15 protein-coding genes are annotated in these 18748 nt (G+C 69.0%); 2 read left to right on the top strand and 13 right to left on the bottom strand.

Annotated features, from left to right (window positions below; translation table 11 throughout):
• Positions 1-243 precede the first annotated feature (243 nt).
• From mmsB to chvE, 3 genes are all read right to left on the bottom strand, one after another.
• On the bottom strand, positions 244-1494 hold the full coding sequence (gene mmsB / locus C1I93_RS03440; protein WP_111241734.1) for a multiple monosaccharide ABC transporter permease: 1251 nt from the start codon (positions 1492-1494) through the stop codon (positions 244-246).
• Entirely contained in the window at positions 1491-3029 is a 1539-nt protein-coding gene (mmsA, locus tag C1I93_RS03435) for a multiple monosaccharide ABC transporter ATP-binding protein (protein WP_111241740.1), read from the bottom strand. Before mmsA ends, mmsB begins: the two co-directional genes overlap by 4 nt.
• A 101-nt stretch (positions 3030-3130) precedes the next feature.
• Complete coding sequence (gene chvE / locus C1I93_RS03430) at positions 3131-4261, bottom strand: multiple monosaccharide ABC transporter substrate-binding protein (protein WP_111241733.1); 1131 nt, start codon at positions 4259-4261, stop codon at positions 3131-3133.
• Between the two features lie 500 nt (positions 4262-4761).
• Between chvE and C1I93_RS03425 the strand changes: the two genes are divergently transcribed.
• On the top strand, positions 4762-6072 hold the full coding sequence (locus C1I93_RS03425) for a hypothetical protein (RefSeq protein WP_146603419.1): 1311 nt from the start codon (positions 4762-4764) through the stop codon (positions 6070-6072).
• Positions 6073-6126: 54 nt separating this feature from the next.
• Here C1I93_RS03425 and C1I93_RS03420 read toward each other — a convergent pair whose 3' ends face one another.
• From C1I93_RS03420 to C1I93_RS03400, 5 genes are all read right to left on the bottom strand, one after another.
• Positions 6127-9132: a glycoside hydrolase family 95 protein gene (locus C1I93_RS03420; protein WP_111241731.1), complete on the bottom strand. Its 3006-nt coding sequence runs from the start codon at positions 9130-9132 to the stop codon at positions 6127-6129.
• Positions 9133-9339: 207 nt separating this feature from the next.
• Positions 9340-9732, bottom strand: coding sequence for a hypothetical protein (locus tag C1I93_RS03415; RefSeq protein ID WP_146603418.1), 393 nt, complete (start codon positions 9730-9732; stop codon positions 9340-9342).
• A gap of 58 nt (positions 9733-9790) precedes the next feature.
• Positions 9791-10552: an SDR family oxidoreductase gene (locus tag C1I93_RS03410; RefSeq protein WP_111241729.1), complete on the bottom strand. Its 762-nt coding sequence runs from the start codon at positions 10550-10552 to the stop codon at positions 9791-9793.
• Positions 10549-11574 carry a zinc-dependent alcohol dehydrogenase gene (locus tag C1I93_RS03405; RefSeq protein ID WP_111241728.1) on the bottom strand — a complete coding sequence of 342 codons (1026 nt, stop codon included), beginning with the start codon at positions 11572-11574 and terminating at the stop codon, positions 10549-10551. The genes C1I93_RS03410 and C1I93_RS03405 overlap by 4 nt, the downstream gene beginning before the upstream one ends.
• On the bottom strand, positions 11571-11906 hold the full coding sequence (locus C1I93_RS03400) for an L-rhamnose mutarotase (RefSeq protein ID WP_111241727.1): 336 nt from the start codon (positions 11904-11906) through the stop codon (positions 11571-11573). The genes C1I93_RS03405 and C1I93_RS03400 overlap by 4 nt, the downstream gene beginning before the upstream one ends.
• A 151-nt stretch (positions 11907-12057) precedes the next feature.
• Between C1I93_RS03400 and C1I93_RS03395 the strand changes: the two genes are divergently transcribed.
• Positions 12058-12750: a FadR/GntR family transcriptional regulator gene (locus C1I93_RS03395; protein WP_111241739.1), complete on the top strand. Its 693-nt coding sequence runs from the start codon at positions 12058-12060 to the stop codon at positions 12748-12750.
• Positions 12751-12791: 41 nt separating this feature from the next.
• On the opposite strand, the gene C1I93_RS03390 is transcribed toward C1I93_RS03395, so the two are convergent.
• The 5 genes from C1I93_RS03390 to C1I93_RS03370 form a co-directional block, all read right to left on the bottom strand.
• The gene (locus C1I93_RS03390; RefSeq protein WP_111241738.1) at positions 12792-13676 is read right to left on the bottom strand and encodes an amidohydrolase family protein; all 885 of its coding nucleotides are present in this window, start codon (positions 13674-13676) and stop codon (positions 12792-12794) included.
• Positions 13673-15001, bottom strand: a complete 1329-nt coding sequence (locus C1I93_RS03385) for an enolase C-terminal domain-like protein (RefSeq protein ID WP_212808467.1) — start codon at positions 14999-15001, stop codon at positions 13673-13675. Before C1I93_RS03385 ends, C1I93_RS03390 begins: the two co-directional genes overlap by 4 nt.
• A gap of 73 nt (positions 15002-15074) precedes the next feature.
• Positions 15075-16121: an ABC transporter permease gene (locus C1I93_RS03380; RefSeq protein ID WP_111241726.1), complete on the bottom strand. Its 1047-nt coding sequence runs from the start codon at positions 16119-16121 to the stop codon at positions 15075-15077.
• Positions 16114-17655, bottom strand: a complete 1542-nt coding sequence (locus C1I93_RS03375; RefSeq protein ID WP_111241725.1) for a sugar ABC transporter ATP-binding protein — start codon at positions 17653-17655, stop codon at positions 16114-16116. The genes C1I93_RS03380 and C1I93_RS03375 overlap by 8 nt, the downstream gene beginning before the upstream one ends.
• Positions 17652-18722: a sugar ABC transporter substrate-binding protein gene (locus C1I93_RS03370; RefSeq protein ID WP_111241724.1), complete on the bottom strand. Its 1071-nt coding sequence runs from the start codon at positions 18720-18722 to the stop codon at positions 17652-17654. Before C1I93_RS03370 ends, C1I93_RS03375 begins: the two co-directional genes overlap by 4 nt.
• Positions 18723-18748: the final 26 nt, after the last annotated feature.

Below are 18748 nucleotides of genomic sequence, written 5' to 3'. Positions count from 1 at the left end.
CACCCGTCCCCGAAGCCGCCGCCGATCTTGCGCTTTCCGTCCTGGCAGAAGTCGTGAAACACGGCGAGCCAGCGACCGGCAGCGCAAGATCGGCGGCGCGGTGTTGGCGAGCGTTAAGAGGGGACCCCTCCTCTACACGAGGCGTTAAGAGGGGACCCCTCCTCTACACGAGGCGTTAAGAGGGGGCCCCTCCTTACGGCTGAGGCGCGGGCCGGCCCGGCACCGGCCGGCCCGCGCCGGATCTCACCGACTCGAGCCGGCGCGGCGCTTGTTGTAGACGTCGAAGGCCACGGCGACGAGCAGCACCAGGCCCTTCACCACCGACTGCATCGACTGGTCCACGCTCATGAGCTGCATGCCGTTGCTCATCACCGCCATGATCAGACCGCCGGCCATGGCACCGACGACCGTGCCGACGCCACCGGTAACCGCCGCGCCGCCGATGAAGGCCGCGGCGATCGCGTCCAGCTCGAACATGTTGCCGGCCGCGGGCTGCGCGCCGTTGGAGCGGGAGGAGAAGATGATGCCCGCCACGGCGGAGAGGAAGCCCATGTTGACGAAGATCCAGAAGTTGACGGTCTTCACCTTGACTCCCGACAGCATCGCCGCGGAGAGGTTGCCACCGATCGCGTAGACCTGCCGGCCGAACACGGTACGCCGGGTGAGCAGGCCGTAGACCAGCACCAGCGCGGCGAGAATGATCAGCACGATCGGCAGACCCCGGGCGTGGGCGAGCTGCCAGGCGAACCACATGACCACCGCGCTGACCAGCACCATCCGGGCGACGAAGAGCGCGAACGACTCCACGGGCTGCTGGTAGCGGATTCGTGCCACCCGGGTGCGGAAGCAGCTCACCACGTAGCCGGCCACCCCGATAGCGCCGATGAGCAGGGTGAAGGCGTCGTAGCCGTTGCCGCCGAGCAGTCCGTTCAGGAAGCCTGCGGCGATCTGGTTGTACTCGGTCGGGAACGGCGAGAGCGAGATGTTCTCCAGCACCCGCAGGGTGAGGCCGCGGAAGAGCAGCATGCCCGCCAGGGTGACGATGAACGCGGGGATGCCGACGTACGCGACCCAGAAGCCGTGCCACGCGCCGACCGCGAGACCGACCGCCAGCGCGGCAAGTACGCCGACCCACCAGGGTTGCCCCTGTTTGATGACGATGACGGCGGAGACCGCGCCGGTGAGTGCCACCACCGAACCGACCGACAGGTCGATGTGCCCGCCGATGATCACGATGACCATGCCGATGGCGAGCACGAGAATGTACGAGTACTGAAGGACGATGTTGGTGATGTTGCCCGGGCTCAGCGAGAGACCGTCGGTGAGGAACGCGAACAGCGCGACAATGACGACGAGGGCGACGAAGATGCCGCTCTGCCGCAGATTGTTCATGATGAGCGTGCGGGGATCGCTGGTGCCGACGTGCAGCGCGGCGGCGGGAGCACCCTCGGCCGGCTTCTTCGCCGCCGCCGAGGAGGGCTTGGTGCTGGTCATCGGGCGGTTTCCTTGTCCTTCGCCATGAGTTCCATGAGCTTCTCCTGGGTCGCCTCACCGACCGGCACCACGCCGGTGATGCGGCCCGCCGACAGCGTGTAGATGCGGTCGCACATGCCCAGCAGTTCGGGCAGTTCGGAGGAGATGATGATGACGGCCTTACCGTCGGCGACCAACCGGTTGACGATCGTGTAGATCTCGAACTTCGCCCCGACGTCGATGCCCCGGGTCGGCTCGTCCAGGATCAGCACGTCCGGGTCGGTGAACAGCCACTTGGAGAGCACGACCTTCTGCTGGTTGCCACCGGAGAGTTTGCCCACCACCGACAGCACGCTCGGCGCCTTGATGTTCATGTCACGCCGGCTGGTCTCGGCGACCTTCGTCTCCTCGTTGTCGTGCACCCAGCCGAGGCGGGAGAGCTTGCGCAGGCCGGCGGAGGAGATGTTGCGCCGGATGTCGTCGATCAGGTTCAGCCCGAAGCGCTTCCGGTCCTCCGTCGCGTACGCGATGCCGTTGCTGATCGCCTCGGCGACGGAGCGTGCCCGGATCTCCTTGCCGTGCATGAACAGGCGGCCGGTGATGTCCCGGCCGTACGAGCGGCCGAACACGCTCATCGCCAGCTCGGTGCGACCGGCGCCCATCAGTCCGGCGATGCCGACCACCTCACCGGCCCGTACGTTCAGACTGGCGCCGTCGACGACCAACCGGTCCTGGGTGGGATGCCGCACCGTCCAGTCCTCGATGCGCAGCACCTCCTCGCCGGGCGTGGAGACCCGGTCGGGATAGAAGCTGTCCAGGTCCCGGCCGACCATGCCGCGGATGATCCGTTCCTGGGTCACCTCGCCCGAGCCCATCTCGAGCCGTTCCACCGTCTGGCCGTCGCGCAGCACGGTTGTCGAGTCGGCGATCGAGGTGATCTCGTTGAGTTTGTGCGAGATCATGATGCAGGTGATGCCCTGGTCGCGCAGCCGGCGCATCAGGTCCAGCAGGTGCGCCGAGTCGACGTCGTTGAGCGCGGCGGTCGGCTCGTCCAGGATCAGCAGTTTGACCTTCTTGGACAGTGCCTTGGCGATCTCCACGAGCTGCTGCTTGCCGACGCCGAGCTGCACGACGGGCGTCACCGGGTTCTCCCGCAGGCCGACCGAGGCGAGCAGCTCGGCCGCGTCGGCGTTGGTGCGGTTCCAGTCGATCAGGCCACTGCGGCCGCGACGTTCGTTGCCGAGGAAGATGTTCTCGGCGATCGACAGGTAGGGCACCAGGGCGAGTTCCTGGTGGATGATGACGATGCCGTGTTCTTCGCTGTCCCGGATGCCGCGGAAGTTCACCGGCTTGCCGTCGAGAAGGATCTCGCCGTCGTAGCTGCCCGACGGATAGACGCCGGAAAGCACTTTCATCAGGGTGGATTTGCCGGCACCGTTCTCACCGCAGATGGCGTGGATCTCGCCATGCGCCACGGCTAGCGAGACGTCCTGGAGCGCCGCCACCCCCGGGAAGGTCTTGGTGATGCGACGCATCTCGAGGATGTTGTCGCCCATGATCACCGTCCTGCTGGTCTGGTCGTGTGAGGCGGAGTGGTCGTGCGGAGAAAGGAGCCGGGCTCGGCGGCGGGCACCGCCGCCGAGCCCGGCTCGTGCCGTCAGCCCTTGGCCTGGCCGGCGGCGACCTCCTCGGCGGTGTAGTAACCGGAGTCGATCAGGATCTTCTGGATGTCGTCCTTGTAGACGGTCTCGACCGGCAGCAGGTACGACGGGACGACCTTGACGCCGTTGTCGTAGGTCTCGGTGTCGTTGGCCTCCGGCGTCTTCTCCTGGAGGAACGCCTCACCGGCGACCACTGCCTGCTCGGCCAGCAGACGGGTGTCCTTGAAGATGGTGGAGTTCTGCACCCCGTCGTTGATCAGCTTGACCGAGGCGATCTCGGCGTCCTGCCCGGTCACCACCGGGATGTCGTCGCGGTAGCCGGCGTTCTGCAACGCGGTGATGATGCCGCGGGAGATGCCGTCGTACGGCGACAGGACCCCGTCGACCTTGGTCTTGTCGTTGTAGCTGGAGGTCAGCAGGTCCTCCATCCGCGTCTGCGCGGTCTCCTGCTGCCAGCGCAGGGTCGCCACCTGCTCGATCTTGGTCTGCCCCGACTTGACCTTCAGCGTGCCCTCGTCGATGAACGGCTTGAGGGTGTCCATCGCGCCTTTGAAGAAGAAGTGGGCGTTGTTGTCGTCGAGCGAGCCGGCGAACAGCTCGATGTTGAACGGGCCCTTCGCCTCGCCCTTCGAGCCGTCCTTGTTCTGCACACCGAGGCCGACCAGCAGCGCGGTGGCCTGCGCGACGCCGACCTTGTAGTTGTCGAAGCTGACGTAGAAGTCGACGTTCGGGCTGTCCCGGATCAGCCGGTCGTAGGCGATGACCGGGATCTTCGCGTCGGCCGCCGCCTGCAGCTGCCCGCTGAGCGCGGTGCCGTCGATCGCCGCGATGATCAGCACGTCGGCGCCCCGCAGGATCATCTGGTCGATCTGCTGCGACTGGGTGGGAATGTCGTCACCGGCGTACTGGAGGTCGACCTGGTAGCCCTTGGCCGTCAGCTTCTCCTTGACCGAGTTGCCGTCGGCGATCCACCGCTCGGAGGTCTGGGTCGGCATCGAGACACCGATGGTCAGGTCGGCGGGCTTGTCACTGTCGTTCCCACCGCTGCCGGCGCCCTCGCCACTGCAGGCCGCCATGCTGAGCGCCAGTACGGCGCCGCCGAGAGCGGCCAGGACTTTTCTGCTCACTGGCTTCCCCAATCTGGAACTCGCGCGGTCCTACGGCTGCGCGGGTCGCACTTGGAGGCCAAGTGTTAGCGCTCACATTGGTCAGGTCAACACCTGTTCGGAAATCCAGCGGTCACGGTCTCGTAACGAACGAAACACTCCTCCGATCGGCCGGGTCACCGCAGGTCAGAGCGTTGAATACGCACCGACGGCGGCGACCGCGACACGCCGGATCGGGGCCGACCATCGAGACCAAACGATACACCACATGCGACGGTCGGTGGCATTCCGCGATGCCGTCAACACAGCCCGCAATGGGCGCCCGGAAGGCGATGAAATGCCCAGTGTGTGAACTCAGCATTTCGGGTGCGTTACGGGAGCGCCCTTGACAGGGAACGCGGCCGAGGCCGATGCTCTGCTAAATCAGTTTAGCGACCGTTTCCGCCACACCTTCCGCACCGCTGCGGGGCGCGATGACCGCGGGGTGTCCGGTCAGACGGGCGCGTCGACAAGGAGGACCGATGAGACTGCGAAGGAGTGTGATCGCCTTCGCCACGGTGCTGGCGCTCGCCTCGTCCGGCACGGCCTACGCCGCGTCGAAGGACCACGGCGGCGCCACCGGCGGCATCAAGAGCATCACCCCGATCACCACCGTCTACACCTACGGCCAGAAGGTCTCCGCTGTCGCCGTCGAGTACGACCGGACGGTCAACCCCCGCACCCTGGACAACTCGACCTTCTCCGTCTCCGACACCACCTACAACTTCCGGTTCAACCCGATCACGGACCTGCCGAAGCTGGCCGAGCGGAAGGTCACCCACACCTACACCAACGACGCGCCCACCTCGCGCGCCGACCGTCGTTCGGTGCCGGGCCGCTACGTCATCGTCGAGCTGGACCCGAACGAGAACCTCGGCTGGACCGTCATCCTGTCCAAGTGCCCCACCTTCCTGTGCCACGTCAAGGTGAACGCCGACCTGCCGACGAAGCTGGTGCAGCGCAAGGACGTGCACGCCCAGCCGGGCAACGGCAAGGGCAAGGGTGCGGTGCTGGCCAAGGCGACCCCGAAGGTATCGCGCGCGGTCACCGAGAAGGCGGTGAACCTGCTCGTCGACGACTTCGAGTACGGCTCGTACCTCAACGCCGGCATGGTGCTGCCGTACCACTACCACCTGCCCAAGAACTACCAGCCGGGTAAGAAGTACCCGCTGATGGTGGTGCTGCCCGGCCACGGCATGGGCTGGGACGGCGACAACCTGGGCGTGCAGATCGCCGCCGACATCCCGGCGACCGCCTGGTTGCAGTCCAGCTGGACCGGCAGCCAGGAGGACGTCATCGTGCTGGCGCCGCAGAACCAGCGCGTCGGGCTGCCCGCCGAGGGCGACCTGCTGATCAAGCTGGTCGAGCAGTTCAGCAAGGACTACGCGGTGGACACCAAGCGGGTGTACGCCACCACCGTCTCGTACGGCTCGCGCTTGCTGTGGGAGGCGTTCGCCAAGCGGCCCGACCTGTTCACCGCCGGCCTGGTGACAGGTGGTTTCCAGGTCAGCGCCAACCAGGCCACGGCCATCGCCGCCGGCGAGGTGCCGCTCTGGATCACCCACGGCGTCAACGACCACCTGCTCAACATCTCGCTCGCCCGGGGCTCGAACAGCGCGCTGCGCTCGGCGTACGAGGCGCAGGGCAAGACGCCCGCGCAGATCGACAAGCTGCTGCACTACACCGAGTACGGCAACGAGGCGTTCTCGCTGCCGGACTACCACGCGGCCTACGGCCCGACGTACGAGGACCGCAGCATCCTGCAGTGGCTGTTGGCCCAGCGCAAGGGCTGACAGTTCGGCACGCCGGGGCGGGTAGCGCGGATCCGCGCTACCCGCCCCGGGCCGTCAGGCGCCGATGGCGATCGCGAAGATGTGCATGGTCGGTACGTTGGCCGCCGGCCGGGCGCTGATGTTGGGCAGTTCGACCCGGGCCACCGGCTTGTTCTGCAACGCCACGCCCAGGTAGTAGACGCAGACGGCGACGTTCTCCCGCTGGTTGCCGGGCCGATTGCGATACGCCATCACGATGGCGGAGGTGGCACCGGCGTGCGGTCCGCCGTACCAGTCCGGGCTGCTCAGCGTGAAGCTCTGCCGGGTGCCGTCGGCGTAGACCACCGTCGCGGCGCCGGACACCGCACCGTAGGTGCCGGTCAACAGGAAGCCGAGGGTACGTCCGGTGCCGGTCACGCCGATGGCCTGCCCCGAGGCGATGGCGTTGTCGGCACCGCCGGGAGCCACGTTGGGCCAACGGAAGTTCACCCCGTTGCGGCTCACCGTGCTGCCCGGGGTGACACCGGCCTGGGCGAGTGCCTGCGCGGAGAACGAGTATCCGGAGCCGTCGAGGTTCCCGGCACCGGTGTTGTTGTCGTTGCTGGTGCCGACGTTGGTGAAGCTCTGCTCCAGCGGCGGCGCGGTGGGGCCCGGGTCGGTGCCGGACCCCGTGGCCCGGTAGGTGCGGCCGGCCGCCACGGTGACCTCGATGAGGTCGTTCTCGATCCGGGTGGTCCGGGCCGGTGTGTCGTCGGCGGTGTCGACGACGGTGTGGGTGCCGGCGAAGAGCCGACCCCGCAGCCGTACGGTGCCGGCCCGGTCCGGCCGGATGAGAACCTCGGTGGCCTGACCGTTGCTCCAGGTGATGCCGACGGTGTGCCCGCCCCGGCCCCGCAGCCCGCTGACCCGCCCGGTGGGCCAGGCCGGCGGCAGGGCGGGCAGGATGTGCAGTTCGCCGACGTGGCTCTGCAACAGCATCTCCGCGATGCCGGCGGTGGCGCCGAAGTTGCCGTCGATCTGGAACGGTGGGTGCAGGTCGAACATGTTGGGAGCGAGCCGTGCCGGGGTGGCCAGGAAGCGGATCAGGTCGTGGGCCCGCTTGCCCTCCTCCATCCGGGCCCAGAAGTTGATTTTCCAGGCGAGCGACCAGCCGGTGCCGTCGTCGCCGCGCAGTTCGAGGGTGCGCCGGGCCGCCTCGAACAGCTGTGGGGTGCCGCGCTTGGTGATCTGGTTGCTGGGGGCAAGGCCGTAGAGGTGGGAGATGTGCCGGTGGGTCCGCTCGGTCTCCACCCAGTCGTACAGCCATTCCATGATGTTGCCGCGCGAACCGATCCGGTGCGGCGCGAGCCGATCCCGGGTGGCCCGGACCTGGGACCGGAAGGTGGCGTCGACGTTGAGGATCTCGCTCGCCCGAGCGCAGCCGTCGAAGAGGTCGCGCAGGATCTGGTTGTCCATTGTCGGCCCGGCGCAGATGCTGGCGTCGGCGTGGTGACCGATCTCCGGTGAGTTCGACGGGTTGGTCACCAGATATCCGAGCGCCGGTTCGGTCACCAGGGTGTCCAGGAAGAACTGCGCGGCGCCCTTCATCGCCGGGTAGTTCGCCCGCAGGAACTCGATGTCCCCGTTGAACAGGTAGTGGTCCCAGATCAGCGTGGCCAGCCAGGCGCCGCCGGTCTGCCACATGCCCCAGAACGCGCCGTCGACCACCGACGTGGCCCGCCAGGCGTCGGTGTTGTGGTGGGTGACCCAGCCACCGGCGCCGTACTGCACCTGGGCGGTCCGGGCCCCACTGACCGCGAGGTCCCTGACCATGTCGAACACGGGCCCGTGGCACTCGGCCAGGTTGGTGGTGTTGGCCGGCCAGTAGTTCATCGGCAGGTTGGCGTTGATCGTGTACTTCGAGTCCCAGGCCGGGGTCAGCGAGTCGTTCCAGATGCCCTGGAGGTTGGCCGGCTGGGTGCCGGGCCGCGACGACGAGATCAGCAGGTACCTGCCGAACTGGAACAGCAGCGCGGAGAACTGCGGGTCGTTGACGTTGTTGTGCTGGGAGATCCGGACGTCGGTCGGCTGGTCGGCGGCGGTGGTGCGGCCCAGGTCGAGGCTGACCCGCCCGAACAACGCCTGGTAGTCGGCCACGTGCCGGCTGCGCAGTTGGTCGTAGCTGCTGGCTCGGGCCGCGGTGAGGTGTCGCCGGGCGATGCCCTGGTAGTCGCCGCCGACGTTGCGGTAGTTGACGTAGCTGGAGCCGATCGAGATCAGCAGGGTCACGCTGTTGGCGTTGCTGACCCGCAGCGTGCCACCGGAGCTGCTCACCGTGCCGCCGCTGACGGTGGCGTTGGCCAGGGCGAGGAACCGGACCGCGCCGTTGACGCCCTCCTGGTTGCCGCAGACGCCGTCGAGGGCGATCGTGGCGCCGTCCGGGCTGGATACGGTGGTCCGTTGCGGGCTGTCGAAGGTGGCGGTGAAGCTGATGGATCCGGTCCGGTCGGCGGTCAACCGCATCGCGATCACCTGGTCCGGTGCGCTGGCGAACACCTCGCGCTCGTACCGCACCCCGTTCAGCACGTACGTCACCGAGGTGGTGGCGGTGGTGAGGTCCAGCTGCCGGTGGTACTGGGAGGCGCTGCCCGAGGGGAAGGTCAGCCGCAGGTTGCCGACGGTCTGGTAGGCCAGTTGCCCGACCGGGTTGCCGAGCATGTTCTGGTTGACCAGGTTCTGGGCCTGGGTCCACTGGTTGGCGAAGACCAGTCGCCGGATCTCCGCCAGTGCGCCCAGACCCCGGGTGTTGCTCGGGTCGTGCGGTCCACCCGCCCAGACGGTGTCCTCGTTGAGCTGGAGTCGTTCGGCGTCGACGTTACCGAACACCATCGCGCCGAGCCGGCCGTTGCCGATCGGTAGCGCACGCAGCCAGTCGGTGCCGGCGGAGCGGTCGTACCAGAGAGCCATGTCGCCTGCGGCCAACACCTGTGGCGGTGCCACCGAGTCCGCGCGGGCCATGGCGGTCCAGGGCAGCGGCAGCAGAGCGCCACCCGCACCCGCTGCGCTGATCTTGAGGGCCTGCCGTCGGGTCAGGTCTGACATCGATCCTCCCACCGATGACCGATCCGGCCACCCGAAGCCCTCTTGATCGGCGGCAGGCTCAGAACAGCCAGACATATGACGTGTTTCGCAAACGTTACCGTCGCATCACGCCATAGGCAATGGTCTATTAATAAGGGACAGACCTTGCTTAGCATTCCGCTGAACTGGCGAATTCCTGGAGTGCGCGGCTTTCGGGCCTCGACAGGGTCACCGACCCCATCGATTCATCGTCTCGCCGTCGGCCGGGGCGCGACGAGCGCGTGCGGCGGCACGCCGGGCGGCGGCGCGGAGCCGTTCGAGGGCGGCGTCACGGACCACTGTGGGTTCCGAGACCGCGAGCCGGCGAACGTGGCCGACGACCAGCTCGGGGAAGCGGTAGCGGCCGTCGCTCTCGATCAGCAGGTGTCGTTCGCACAGATCCGTCAGGGCTCGCCTGGCGTGCAGGAGGGTCAGGTTACCCAGGGCGGCGGCCGCGGCCACGTCGAAGTCCGGGCCAGGATGCAGGCCGAGACAACGGAGCAGTCGCTGCCTGCTGGCGGGCAGCGCGCGATAGGACGCCTCGAAGGCCTCGGCCACCGCGCGCGTGGCCCGTTCCGACATGTTCCGCTCCGGACCGGCCGGATCCGGCACAGCCGGATCCGGCGGAGTTCGGTCCGGGTCAGCGGGCAAGCCAGCCACCGTCGACCGGGATCACCGCGCCGTGCACGTAGGCGGCCGCGTCGGAGGCGAGGAACACGGTGATCCCGGCGAGATCCTCGGGTCGACCCCAACGCCCGGCCGGGATCCGCTCCAGGATCGCCCGGTTCCGCTCCGGCTGCTCCCGCAGCGCCTGAGTGTTGTCCGTACCGATGTAACCGGGCGCGATCGCGTTGACGTTGACACCGTGCCCCGCCCACTCGTTGGCCAGCGCGCGGGTCAGCCCGGCGATACCCGACTTGGCGGCGGCATAGCCGGGCACTGTGACACCCCCCTGAAAACTCAACATCGACGCAGTAAAGATGATCTTGCCACTGCCGCGGCGGATCATGTCGCGGCCGATCTCGCGGGCGAGCACGAACGGGGCGGAGAGGTCGACCTCCAGCACGTGGTCCCAGTCGGCGTCGGTGTGCTCGGCGGCCGGGGCACGGCGGATCGTCCCGGCGTTGTTGACCAGGATGTCCACCGGCTGATCCCGCTGGCCGAGCCACTCGGCGAGCGCACGGACCGCGGCGCGGTCGGACAGGTCCGCCCGGTACGGCACGAACGAGCGGCCGTGTGCCGCGACCCGCTCGGCGACCTCACTCCCGGTGGCCTCCAGCGCGGCGCTCACGCCGATCACGTCGGCACCGGCCGCGGCGAGCGCCTCCGCCATCGCCAGACCGATGCCGCGCCGGCACCCGGTCACCACCGCCAACCGGCCGGTCAGGTCGAACGGGTTCACGCGTCTCCTCCACAGTCGATGAGCACCTTGACGTCACCACCGGCGGCAAGTGCCTGGAACGCCTGCGCCACCTCCGCCAACGGCACGATCCGGCTGATCAGCCGCTGCGCGGGCACCTGCCCACCGTGCACCAGCCGAACCGCCTCGACGTAGTCCTCGCGCTGGTAGACCCGTACCCCGATCACTTCGAGTTCGCGCCAGAAGATCCGGTGCAGGTCCACCTCGCGGGGGGTGGGGTGGATCGCCACGACGACGAGGCGCCCACGGACGGCGAGCAGGTCGGTGGCGATGCGGACGCCGGCGGCCGAGCCGGAGACCTCGAACACCACGTCGGCGCCGGCGCCGCCGGTGGCCTGGCGCACGTGCTCGGCCACGTCGACAGTCGACGGGTCCACGGTGGCGAGCCCGAGATCGGCGGCGAGTGCCCGGCGGTGCGGGTCCAGTTCGAGCACGGTGACCGTGGCACCGGTCTGGCGGGCGACCGTGCCGATGAGCAGACCCACCGGGCCGGCGCCGATGATCACCGCGTGCTCGCCGGCGACCAGCCGGGACCGTCGTACGTCGTGCACGGCCACCGCGGTCGGCTCGACCAGCGCGGCGTGCGCCAGCGGCAGTTCCTCGGGCAGCGGCACCAGAATCCGCGCCGGCACCGTCCAGGAGCGCTGCATCGAACCCGGCGAGTCGATGCCGACGAAGGTGAGCCGGTGGCAGATGTGGGTGTGCCCCGCCCGGCAGGCCGGACACTCGCCGCACCATTCCAGCGGCATCACGGTCACCGCCTCACCCACCTGATAACCCTCGACACCCTCGCCGACCTCGGCGATCCGGCCCGACATCTCGTGGCCGATCACCGCCGGTGTGTGGACCCGCTGGTCCATCGCACCGTGGGCGATGTGCAGGTCGGTGCCGCAGATGCCGGTGTACGCCACGTCGATGCGAACCTCACCCGGACCGGGTGGCGCCGAGGCGGTCTCCTCCACCACGAAGGTCTGCTCACCGACGTACAACGCGCTGCGGTTCACGCCGTCTCCTCACTCAGGTGCCAAATCTCGCGCATCGGCGCCCACCATTGCCCTGATCCAGGATCGGCGAGCGACTCCTGGCACGGGTCGGTCAGTTTCCACCATGCCTGCGTCTCCGGATCGGCGGCGATCCGGCGCTGGTCGGCCTCGTGGTCGTCGCCGACATATTCGTAGTAGCCGAAGAGCAGGTCACCGTGGAGGAAGATGCTGTAGTTGCGGATGTTCGCCTGGCGCAGCGTCTGCTCGACGCCGGGCCAGACCGCGGCGTGCAGCCGCAGGTAGGTCTCCCGGTGCTCCGGCCGCAGCCGGATCACCCAGCCGTAACGTCGCACGTCATGCCCTCCCGATCCGATGGTGTCCGGTAGCTGAACCTCGGCGCCGCCAAACGTCCGACGTCTCTATAGTGGTGAGGGTCGCCGGTCCCGGCCGCAGGTGGCGGTCCACCACGGCGGCGCGCGGCTGGCCGGTCCGAAGGGGGCGTGGATGGCACTGACCGATGACGCGATCGCGAAGATCCGCAGCATGATCCAGAGCGGTGAACTGCCCCCGGGGACACGGCTGCCACCGGAACCGCAGCTGGCAGCGCAGATGGGGCTGTCGCGCAGCGGGGTCCGGGAAGCGGTGAAGGTGCTCGAATCGGCCCGGGTGCTCGACGTGCGGCGCGGTGACGGCACGTACGTCACCAGTCTCGCCCCCCGCCTGCTGCTGGAGGGGCTCGGCGTCGCGGTGGAGCTGCTGCGCGACGACACGCTGCTGGAGGTCATGGAGGTACGCCGGTTGCTGGAGCCGATGGCGACCGGCCTGGCGGCACTGCGGATGACCGACGCCGACCTCGACGACATCGGTCAGATCCTGGAGGACATGCGGGCGGCGGCCGACGACGCCGAGAAGCTCATCCAGTTCGACACGGCCTTCCACCACACCGTCGTCGCCACCACCGGCAACGAGACCCTCACCTCGCTGCTGGACGGACTCTCCGGTCGTACGCTGCGGGCCCGGGTGTGGCGCGGCTTGATAGAGGGCAACGCGGCGCACAAGACGATCGACGAGCACCAGGCGATCTACCTGGCGCTGCGCTCGCGGGACCAACTGCTGGCCCAGGCCAGCGCGTTGATCCATGTCAACACCTCGGAGGCGTGGCTGCGTACGGTGCTCGCCAAGTCCGCGTCCGGGTAGGGTCGCGGGCCTGTGGCGCGACGGCACCGGGCCGGGCGCGGTCATGTCGACGGCCCGGCCGGTTCAGCGTCGGCGTCGGGCCGGACCAGCCCGTAGGCGCCCAGCGCGGTGCCGGCGAAGATCTCGTGCCGTTCCCGCGCGGTCAGCGGCGGCAGGACCTCCTCCAGCGCCCGGCGTACGCCCGGATAGTCCGACCTGAGCAGGCAGACCGGCCAGTCCGAGCCAAACATCAGACGACCGGGACCGAACTCCTCGACCGCGACCCGGACGAACGGACGCAGATCCTCCGCCGCCCACTCCGGGCCGGCCTCGGTGACCAGCCCGGAGAGCTTGGCCGAGACGTTGGGGTTGGCGGCCAGCGCGGCGAACGGATCCCGCCAGCACCGCAGCCCGGCCTCACCTTCGTCGATGCGGGGTTTGCCCAGGTGGTCGAGGACGAACGTCAGCTGCGGCACCGCCCGCGCCGCCCGCGCCGCCGCGGCCAGTTGGTCGGCCCGGATCACCAGGTCGAAGACCAACCCGGCGGCGGCGATCGCGGCGAGGCCGCGCCGCACCTCGGGCCGGTCGAGGTAGTCCGGATCCGCCTCTCCCTGCACCTGCGAGCGCAGGCCGACCAGCAACTCGCCCCCACGCGCGCGGCGGTAGCGCGCGATGGTGGCCGACACGTCGTCGGCGGCCACGTCGATCCAGGCCACCACCCCGAGGATCGGCGCGGTGTCGGCGGCATAGCCGAGGAACTCGGCTGCCTCGTCGGGATGGCACCGCCCACCCTCCACCAGCACGGTGCCGTGCACCCCGCTGGCGGAGAGTTCGGCGGTCAGGTCCGCCGGGGTGAACGGCCGGCGGATCGCGGCCAACCCGGGCTCCGCCAGCCAGGTGTAGCCGCGTTCCGGCTGCCACAGATGGTGATGCGCGTCGATGATCATGCCGTCGACGACCCCGCCATGACCGGACCGTCCGACCACGCCGGACCGTCGGGATAGCGGTACTCGGTGAGCGAGGCGGAGCGGATCTCCGCGCTCATGCCGGCGGCGGTGGGCGCGAGGTAGCGTCCGCCGCTGATGCGTACCGGGTCGGTGAAGTGCTCGTGCAGGTGGTCGACGTACTCGATGGCCCGGTCCTCGATGCTGCCGCTGAGCGCGACGAAGTCGAACATGGCCAGGTGCTGCACCAGCTCGCACAGCCCCACTCCCCCGGCGTGCGGGCAGACCGGCACCCCGAACTTCGCGGCGAGCAGCAGGATCGCCAGGTTCTCGTTGACCCCGGCGACACGGCAGGCGTCGATCTGCACCACGTCGACCGCGTCGGCCTGGAGCAGCTGCTTGAACATCACGGCGTTGTGGACGTGTTCGCCGGTGGCCACCTTGACCGGGGCGAGGGCCTTGCGTACGGCGGCGTGCCCGAGCACGTCGTCCGGCGAGGTCGGCTCCTCGATCCAGTACGGGTCGAACGCGGCAAGCTCACGCATCCAACTGATCGCCTCGGGCACGCCCCAGATCTGGTTGGCGTCGACAGCGAGACGGATGTCCGGCCCGACCGCCTGCCGGGCGATGCCCAACCGGCGTACGTCGTCGGCCAGGTTCCCGCCCACCTTGAGCTTGATCAGCTCGTACCCGGCCTCCACCGCCTCCCGGCAGAGCCGCGCCAGCTTCTCGTCGTCGTAGCCCAGCCAGCCGGGAGTGGTGGTGTACGCCGGATAGCCCTCGGCCCGCAGCTGCCGCTCACGTTCCGCCCGCCCGCCCTCGGCGGCCCGCAGCAGCGCCAACGCCTCGTCCTCGGTGAGCGCGTCACGCAGGTAACGGAAGTCGACCTGGGCCACCACCTGCTCCGGGGTGAGGTCGGCGAGCAGTTTCCACAGCGGCTTGCCCGCCCGCCGGGCGGCGAGATCCCAGACCGCGTTGACCAGCCCGCCGGCGGCCATGTGCACGACCCCCTTCTCCGGGCCCAGCCACCGGATCTGGCTGTCGCCGACGAGCCGGCGGGCCAGCGCCGCGGGGTCGGCGACCAGGTCGTCGACGGACTGACCGATCACCATCGGAGCGAGCGCCTGCACCGCCGCGACCTGGATGTCGGTCCCCCGCCCCACGGTGAAGACCAGCCCGTGGCCCTCGGCGCCGGCCGAGGTCCGCAGGATCACGTACGCCGCGGAGTAGTCGGGGAACGGGTTCATCGCGTCCGACCCGTCGCGGTGCCGGGACGTGGGGAAACGTACGTCGATGGTTTCTACGGACGAGATGCGCTCACTCACCACAACTCCTGAATGTCGAACAGGTGATATCTGCTTGCCTGCCTCGCGATTGGCCCGGCCGGCGGGCCCGGCCGCCTCACGTCTGTGCCTTACCTCCGGTGATGCGGGAGACCACCAGGGCCACCAGGATGACGGTGCCGTTGAGGAAGTTCGTCCACTGTGCCGGGACACCGGCCAGCGTCAACACGTTGATGATCATGAAGAGCAGCAGGACGCCGGTGAAGGCACCGAAGACGCTGCCCTTGCCGCCGTTGAGGCTCACGCCGCCGATCACCGCCGCCGCGAAGACCTGGAAGATGGCCCCGCTGCCCTGGGCCGCCGGTACCGCCGCGAGCCGGCCGCTCATCAGCAGGCCGGCGAGCGCCGCGAGCACGCTGGCCGCGATGAGGGCGATCCAGAGCACCCGGTCGGTACGGATGCCCGCCGCCCGAGCCGCGTCGGCGTTGCCACCGATGGCGTAGAGCGCCCGACCGGCCCGGGTGTACCCGAGCACCACCACCCCGCCGGCGAAGAGCAGCAGTGACAGCCAGATCGAGGCCGGCACGCCGAACCAGGTGGCGGAGCCGAGGTAGGTCATCGACTCCGGCAGCGCGAAGAAGGTCTGTCCACCGGAGATGCCGGTGAGCAGCCCCCGGAGCACGATGAGCATGCCCAGGGTGACGATGAATCCGTTGAGGCCGAAGCGGACGATGAGCAGCCCGTTGAAGGCGCCGACCAGGGCGCCGACGAGCAGCACGACCGGGATCGCCCAGGCGTCCGGTAGCGCGTTGAGGCCGAGCCCCCGGGTGAGCGCCGGATCGATGATCAGCCAGGCAGCGATGCCCGGCGCGAGGCCGAAGGTGGACTCCAGCGACAGGTCCATCTTGCCGGTGATCAACACGATGGTCTGGGCGAGGACCACGATGGCGATCTCCGACATGCTCTGCAGCACGTTGATGATGTTGTCCGTGCTGAGGAACACCGGACTGATGATCGAACCGACGATGGCGACAGCGATGATCGCCGGCACCAGCGCCAGGTCCCGCAGCCGGGCGATGGCCAGGCCGCGTGACGAGGATCCCGGCGGTTCCGGTGAAGGCGCCGCGGCGGGAGGTGACGCGGCGGTGGAGAGCGTCTCAGACATGGTGGAGATCCACCCCTTCCATGGCGGCTACCAGATCGTTGTCGCTCCAGCCGTGGGTCATCTCCCGGACGACCCGCCCCTGGAACATCACCAGTACGCGGTCGCAGATCCGCAGGTCGTCGAGTTCGTCGGAGACGACAAGCACGGTGGTGCCGCGACGGCGTACCTCGTCGACGACACCGAGCAGGGTCTGCTTGGACCGCACGTCCACCCCGGCGGTCGGGGTGATGAGCACCAGCAGTTTCGGATCGCTGGCCAGCGCCCGGCCCATCACCACTTTCTGCTGGTTGCCCCCGGAGAGGTCGGAGACCGGCACGTGCGGCCCCGCGGCCTTGATCGCCAGATCGGCGATGGCGTCCCGGGCCAGGGCGTCGCGCCGGGCCGGTGAGATCAGGCCATTCCGCCCGATTCGGTCCGGCACGGTCATCGTGACGTTCTCGGCGATCGACAGCAGCGGCACCAGGCCCTCCCGGTGCCGGTCCTGCGGCACCAGCCCCACGCCGGCGGCGAGGGCGTCGGGCACGCTGCCGGGGCGCAGCGTACGGCCGTCGACGGCGACCGCGCCGCCGGCCGGCCGGGCCAGGCCGACCATCGCCTCGGCGACCTCGACCTTGCCGCTGCCGCCGCCCCCGGCGATGCCGACCACCTCACCGGCCCTGGCCTCGAGCGACAACTCGGCACCGGAGGCGGTGACCAGGTCGCGCACGGAGAGCAGCACCGGCGCGTCGGCGGGCAGCGGCCGGTGGTCGGCCTCGGGCATGGTCACGTCCTCACCTGTCATCGCGGCCACCAACGCCGGCCGGCTCAGCTGCGCCACCGGGGCGGTGACGATGTGCCGGGCGTCGCGGAAGACCGTCACCTGGTCGCAGATCTCGTAGATCTCCTGGAGGTGGTGGCTGATGAACAGGAAGGTCACGCCCTGCGCCCGAAGATCCCGGATCCGGGCGAAGAGGCGGTTGATGCTCGCGCCGTCGAGCTGGGCGGTGGGTTCGTCCAGGATGATGAACCGGGCGCCGAAGGAGAGCGCCCTGGCGATCTCCACGAACTGCCGCTGCTCGACCGAGAGCGTCGAGGCGGGCTGGCGTACGTCGACCTCGACCGACCACTCCGCGAGCAACTGTTCCGCCTCACGGCGCAGCCGTGGCCACCGGATCAGACCGGCCGGGCCCCGGGCGTGCCGGTTGAGGAACAGGTTCTCCGCCACGGTCAGGGTGTCGATGATCGTGGACTTCTGGTAGACGCAGGCCACCCGTTTGCGCCAGGCGTCGCGGTCGCCCAGCGGCGGTGCCGGACGCCCGTCGAAAGCCACCGCGCCGTGGTCGGCGGCCTGCAACCCGGTGAGGATGCTGACAAGTGTCGACTTGCCGGCACCGTTGCGTCCCACCAGTGCGTGCGTCTCGCCCCGGCGCACCACGATGCCGGCGTCGGAGAGCGCCACCGTCGACCCGAACCGTTTGGTGATGTTCACGGCCTCGACGACGGGCTGGTCGACATCGACCAGCCCGCCGGTCGAACCTTTCGGGGTGACACTCATGCGTTGTTGCCCCAGAGGGACGCGTCGTCGAACTTCAGGGTGGGCTCACCCGCGATCGGCGCGCCGTCCAACGTCACCAGCGGTGCGGGCAGCTGGTCCTCCAGCAGCCCCTCGCGGACCTGGATGATGTTGCTGCCGTGCGCGGTCGGTCCGGGCTGGAACGTCTTGCCTTCGATAGCCGCCTTCGCATACTCCAGGCCGTGCTTGGCGTACAGGTCGGCCGGCTGGCTGACGGTGGCGTCGATCAGGCCCTCGCCGATGTTCTTCAGTTCCTCCGGGATGCCGTCGTTGGAGACGACGAAGACGTGCTTGGGGTCGGTCGGCGGCACCTGCAGCCCTCGCTGCTTGAGGATCTGCAACGTCCCCGACAGCGCGAACGACGACTGCATGTAGATGCCCTTGATGTCCGGGTCGGAGGCGAACCGGGTCTGCAGCTTCGACGCCGCCACGTCGGCCTTCCAGTCGGTGGCCTCGCCGAAGACGGTGATGTCGGGGAAGTTCTGCTGCATGCACTCGTTGAACGCCTCGGTGCGGTCCCGACCGTTGATCGAGTCCAGACCGCCCTGGAGCATGACGACCTTGCCCTTGCCGCCGAGCTTGGTGCCGAGGAACTGGCACGCCTTGGTGCCGTAGGCGCGGTTGTCGGCGCGGACGACCATGAACACCTTGCCGGTGTCCGGCCGGGTGTCGATGGTGACCACCGGGATGTTCTTGCTCTCCAGCTGGGACAGGGTCGGTGCGATGGCCGCGGTGTCCTGAGGTGCCATCACCACGCCCTTGACGCCCTGGCTGATGAAGGTCTGCGCGTTCGAGATGAGGTTGGCGATGTCGTTCTGCGAGTTGGTGGTCTTCAGCTCGACCCCCAGCTCGTCGCCGAACTGTGGGGTGTACTTGATGTACGAGTTCCAGAAGTCCGTGTCGGAGCGCGGGTAGTCCACCCCGATGACGGGCTGGGACCCGTTCGCTCCGGTCCCGCTTGTCGCGTCGTCGCCGCAACCGGCCGCGAAAGTGGCCGACGCGCCGAGCAGCACGGTGAGCCCGATGCTCGTCAGCGTGTTTCTTTTCATCGATCTTCCTCCATATATCCCGGGAA

Source organism: Micromonospora endophytica (assembly GCF_003236305.1).
Classification (GTDB): domain Bacteria; phylum Actinomycetota; class Actinomycetes; order Mycobacteriales; family Micromonosporaceae; genus Micromonospora; species Micromonospora endophytica.
The sequence above is the reverse complement of the archived record's forward strand: the minus strand, read 5'-3'. Positions and strand labels throughout refer to the sequence as shown.

Excerpts from the sequence above, each read along its gene's own strand:
- C1I93_RS03425 (WP_146603419.1), top strand. The coding sequence starts at position 4,762 with ATGAGACTGCGAAGGAGTGTGATCGCCTTCGCCACGGTGCTGGCGCTC.
- C1I93_RS03370 (WP_111241724.1), bottom strand. The coding sequence starts at position 18,722 with ATGAAAAGAAACACGCTGACGAGCATCGGGCTCACCGTGCTGCTCGGC.
- C1I93_RS03415 (WP_146603418.1), bottom strand. The coding sequence starts at position 9,732 with ATGTCGGAACGGGCCACGCGCGCGGTGGCCGAGGCCTTCGAGGCGTCC.
- C1I93_RS03380 (WP_111241726.1), bottom strand. The coding sequence starts at position 16,121 with ATGTCTGAGACGCTCTCCACCGCCGCGTCACCTCCCGCCGCGGCGCCT.
- C1I93_RS03420 (WP_111241731.1), bottom strand. The coding sequence starts at position 9,132 with ATGTCAGACCTGACCCGACGGCAGGCCCTCAAGATCAGCGCAGCGGGT.
- mmsA (WP_111241740.1), bottom strand. The coding sequence starts at position 3,029 with ATGGGCGACAACATCCTCGAGATGCGTCGCATCACCAAGACCTTCCCG.
- C1I93_RS03375 (WP_111241725.1), bottom strand. The coding sequence starts at position 17,655 with ATGAGTGTCACCCCGAAAGGTTCGACCGGCGGGCTGGTCGATGTCGAC.
- C1I93_RS03395 (WP_111241739.1), top strand. The coding sequence starts at position 12,058 with ATGGCACTGACCGATGACGCGATCGCGAAGATCCGCAGCATGATCCAG.
- mmsB (WP_111241734.1), bottom strand. The coding sequence starts at position 1,494 with ATGACCAGCACCAAGCCCTCCTCGGCGGCGGCGAAGAAGCCGGCCGAG.
- C1I93_RS03390 (WP_111241738.1), bottom strand. The coding sequence starts at position 13,676 with ATGATCATCGACGCGCATCACCATCTGTGGCAGCCGGAACGCGGCTAC.